The sequence below is a fragment of the Streptococcus sp. HMSC077F03 genome (assembly GCF_001812375.1).
In the GTDB taxonomy this organism is placed as follows: Bacteria; Bacillota; Bacilli; order Lactobacillales; family Streptococcaceae; genus Streptococcus; species Streptococcus oralis_S.
This window is the reverse complement of sequence record NZ_KV808808.1, coordinates 1030-5508: the sequence shown is the minus strand read 5'-3', so window position 1 is coordinate 5508 and position 4479 is coordinate 1030. Positions and strand designations below refer to the sequence as shown.

The following is a 4479-nucleotide window of genomic DNA, read 5'->3' as shown; positions in this document are numbered from 1 at the left end:
CGCATAGATTGGGCACCATCCAAGTTGGTAATGGTTCCCAAGAGATGGGGAAGGTTTTTAAAGAGATTAGCCATCCCACCACCCTTATAGTCGATCAGCAAGAATGCCACATCATGAGGGTGGAAGTTAACAGCGAGGGACAGGATATTGTTTGTAAATAGCAGAGCAGATAAACAAGCGAAAAATATAGAATTTTCAAGGTACTAGAAAAAATGTTCTTGTCCCATTATACCACATGGGCAATGCCGTGAGAAGATGAGAAATACAAAAGAAAACCACCTGAAATAAATTCAGGTGATTCGTGTAATTATGGAAAATCACTATATTGCTGTTTGTAGATTTCCCTCTGCTTTTCACTAATGTATCTCTTTTTTCTCATCTCAGCATCACTTTTACCATTTGCATACTGTTGGAAAGTGCTACCTTCTATAACATGGCCTAATTCCCTATCCATTCTAGCAAACTCACTCGCTACCATATTCAAATATTCATCGAATGACTCAATTACGGGAACTAATTCTTTAGTTAAAGCTTTCACTGCATCTGTCGCAGAAGCCAAGTGAGTAGTTGCAGAAGAATCTATAAGACTCGAACTCTTCTCTTCTATTCTGCTACTCATATCCTCAAAGCTATGTTTCACGCTTTTTATATGTTCTGGTAGTATTCGTTTTTGTCCCATTATTCTTCCTCCGTACTGGATTTATAATATTGTAAGAACTCTTCTTCGCTTTGAACCAAATGTTCCTGTCCATCTTTCGAACTAGCTGCTGGAATAGTGATATCCTTGAAGATATTGGTACCTTCTGGAAGAACTAGCTTTAAGAAAGAGATTTTAAAACGAACATCTTCTTTTCCAAGGAAATATAATTCCGATGATAACCCTTTACTCAATATATCAAATGCCTTTGGATACTTGCTTGCCAAGGACGGGTATTGGGATTTTTCTACTGGTTCTTTAAAACCAAAAAGAGATAAGACAAAGGCAAACTTTTCGTTTAAAAATTTATTATTTGAAATAAGAATATCATCTAACTTCGGTTTGTATGATCCTTTCTCATCGTTATAAAGATCTTTGGAAGTTCTACCAGATGGAGTAGCTGCTATTATCTTTCCTTCCTCTATATCAATAAGCCCAGTTTCAGTTTTTGATTCTGGCTGTTGGCCAATAGCCATACTAATTGGTAAGTAAGTTTTCCCCTGTTCCGTATACAAGAAATAATTAACGCTGCGAACCCTTCTTGGAATATAATCCTTATTATATTCCCTCACCATCTGAAATACATCATAGGTTTTTTGTTTGATTGTCCCATCTTTCGTATCATAGACGTCTAACAACCAGTACTCTCCCTGCTCTGGAATATTACTTTTCAAATATGGCACCGCATCCTCTTCTAGAATCCAATACTTTTTCGTGGCTGATTTTAACTTATAACTTTGTTGGATGATATAGCGTTCTCCATTAACTCTCGTCATTCTTTCTACATTGACACGCGAATCATATTTCTTAGCCTCTTCCGCATCTTTTAACTCCGCATCATTATCCCACTCAATCGCTACTGCCTTGTTGTCATCCATGAATTCATAACGCGAAATTTTTGCCCTTGGACTCCACATGACAAACTGAGTAAGTTCATGCCTGCGATATGCCTGATAAGCAAAGTATAGCCCTATGACAGTGAGTGCAAGAAACATGACTTGAACAAATTTTGATTTCATTATTATTTTCATTATCTTCCCTCATCAGTGATTTATATTGATATTCCGATTATATTTTGCCTTCAAATAGTCAAAATATTTTGCACCATCATCAGCTTCTGTATCATCCTGAATTTCATCCATTAATTCAATAGCTTTATTTACTTGTTCCAATTGCTTCCGATCCATGGTTTCAAAACTTAAGCTTGAATCTTTTCCTAAAACATAATTAGCTACATCTTCATCAATCTTATTCTGCGAATCTCTCAGTTTATTTTCAAACGTTGTAAATTCTTCTTGAGTCTTATACTTCTCAAAAAATAATTTCGTGCCGTACTTATCCATCTCCGCGATTCGTTGAGAAACTTCAAAACGATAATAACTCGTATCAGAAACGATTCTTTGATTACTACCGTCAGATGGTGTTCCACCTTCAAATACCCAGCCACCTTTGCCAACCATCTCTCTTTTCAGTTTAGCTATTTGTTCCAATTCTTCAGTTGAGACCTTTTTCCAGTTTTCGACACCTTTTACAACTGAAGCGACCTCACTGCTCATTTGGCTATCAATTGCATCATGAGCCTCTGCACCGACTAATTTTAATAACTTGAAAGCTGCTCCATACTTTGAAAACGCCATCGATGCAACTCCACTCGCAACATCTCGAAGTGTTTCAAATACAATTTCTTTCCTTTTTTGATCTAACTCTTCTAAACGATGTGTAATTTCCTCTTTATTCAACTCAGATGAATTTACTTTGAAATCACTACTATATTCTTGAGTAGTAGACTTGAATCCTTCAACTTTATAACCGGATGCTTGTCCAATCACTCTAAAAATAGTTCTTCCATCAGAATTAAACTCAAAACTAATCTGCTGTGGATCGGCTACTGAAATATTTGATCCATTTGGTTTGAATGTTTTCTTTCCAAATTTAATAGAGTACAATCCCCTATTAATACCAATTACTTCATTTATGGCATTCTCTTTGATAAATTCCGCCTTCATTTTACTATAATCGTGACCTACTTGTTCAAACTTCAAGGCCATATCAGCTTGATGGACAACAGCTAAACTCTGCCCCGTAGTCGTAAATTTATCCAACCAAGCAGAACTATCAGCCAATTCCATCTTCCCGATTTCATTATAGAACGACTGTAACTTATCTGTACTCTTATCTTTGACCCAAGTCGCCATACCATCAACCATTAAAAATACCACTGTGTCTCTGACATTTTTTCGATTCACTTGAGAAATTAATGCTTGATTGTCCCCATAAACCGAATCTAATGCTTTTGCCTCATCAATATTATTTATAGTATCTAAAGGATTCATATGTAATCCTTGTGCTAGCATATTAAACACGGCTTTAGGAGATAGGTTCAAAGTAATTTGTGCCTGACCAACACTCCCCTTTAAAGTGGTAATGGATTCTAGAACTTGCTGTAAATTTTGACTAAAAGTGTCATGAGCACTCTGAAATGGTGTATGAGTATTTAAACGTTCTTTAGATGCATCGTCTAAACTACTCGAAGTGGTATTCGTAATAACTGACAAGTCGATAGTCGATTCTCCCAGAGCATCTGTCGCGGTATCTAATGCCGACTGCAATGTTTTAGCAACTGATTGCAACGTTTCTTTTTGACTACCCGTTAGCTTGTTTTGGACAGAGGTATTCCCTGTTCCACTAGTCCACGCTTCATTAGTAAAACCAATACCACTGACACTTGATTCAAAATCACTGACCACCGTTGCATATTTTTTTAAAACTTCAGGTATCTGATTAAAAATTTTACCTTGCAGGTCATTAAGACTCTGTAGAAAAGCATTGATAGCCTCACCCTCTGAACCTTCAATCTGGATATTAAAGGTTCGAGCAGTATCATTTGTTGCAGTGCTTAAACTTTTTGAGAATTTATTAATAGACTGACTGTATTCAGCTATACCTGGTAGGTCAAGAACTTTAATAATATCATCACTCATTAATTAATCCTCCTTTGTATTTGCAATCTCATAACTAAGAGCATTCATTCCAAATCGGAGCCCCGCCGCCTCTGATTTCAACTCATCAATTTTGGCACTTAATTTCGATAGGATATCCGTTTTGTGTCCCTCAAATTTTGTAGACGCATCTTTTAGCAGTTTTTCCTCATTTGTTGTCTCCTGCTCATAGGGTTTCCCCGATAAATTATACATAGTTTTAATTGTATCATAATCCGTTAAATCATATGTAATTTCTGTAGAAACACCTGAAAGACTACTCTTTACACTCTCTAACTCCGAAATGTTTGCGGTCACTGTTGTGAATTTAGATGATAATTCATTTAATTGAACTTGTAATTCTGCTTTTCCCATTTTTCCTCCTTATACCATTAATACTTTCATCTTACTTGCCAATCCATCTGCCACATAGTAATGTTCTTGTTCTTCCAACAATGACTCACGTATAGGCCTATTTGTGACTGTGATAATATTCTGGTCTACCAATCTCATTGAGACGATAGATTGTTTGAAACCTTTAATTACCTTAGAAACTGGATCAATCTGTTTATACAATTGACTATTACTCATCGAAATTAAAGCATAACCTGCTCGTAGTCCTTTCTCAAGAACATAATGTAAAGAAGTTTGGTCATCTATACTTAACTCTTCCATTAATTCCACTTGATTAAATAGAATAATAGTGGCTTCGTGCTTATTCTTACGTTTTTCTATCCGTTCTTTGACATTAGCTTCTATTGTCTCAAGTCCTGCCTGATATTCCTCTGGACTTGCAAGAATCGT

Annotated in this window: 4 protein-coding genes and 2 pseudogenes; all 6 read right to left on the bottom strand. The window is 36.1% G+C overall.

What is annotated here, in order from left to right; genetic code table 11:
* Positions 1-146: pseudogene (locus HMPREF2853_RS09950) on the bottom strand (FtsK/SpoIIIE domain-containing protein); the annotation flags it as partial.
* A 161-nt stretch (positions 147-307) separates the two neighbouring features.
* Positions 308-679: a hypothetical protein gene (locus HMPREF2853_RS09565; protein WP_070536154.1), complete on the bottom strand. Its 372-nt coding sequence runs from the start codon at positions 677-679 to the stop codon at positions 308-310.
* Positions 679-1716 carry a hypothetical protein gene (locus tag HMPREF2853_RS09560; RefSeq protein WP_261674252.1) on the bottom strand — a complete coding sequence of 346 codons (1038 nt, stop codon included), beginning with the start codon at positions 1714-1716 and terminating at the stop codon, positions 679-681. Before HMPREF2853_RS09560 ends, HMPREF2853_RS09565 begins: the two co-directional genes overlap by 1 nt.
* A gap of 24 nt (positions 1717-1740) precedes the next feature.
* Positions 1741-3678 carry a hypothetical protein gene (locus HMPREF2853_RS09555; RefSeq protein WP_070536149.1) on the bottom strand — a complete coding sequence of 646 codons (1938 nt, stop codon included), beginning with the start codon at positions 3676-3678 and terminating at the stop codon, positions 1741-1743.
* Between the two features lie 3 nt (positions 3679-3681).
* Positions 3682-4050, bottom strand: coding sequence for a DUF5082 domain-containing protein (locus HMPREF2853_RS09550; RefSeq protein ID WP_070536146.1), 369 nt, complete (start codon positions 4048-4050; stop codon positions 3682-3684).
* Positions 4051-4059: 9 nt separating this feature from the next.
* A pseudogene (locus tag HMPREF2853_RS09545) lies at positions 4060-4479 on the bottom strand (hypothetical protein); the annotation flags it as partial.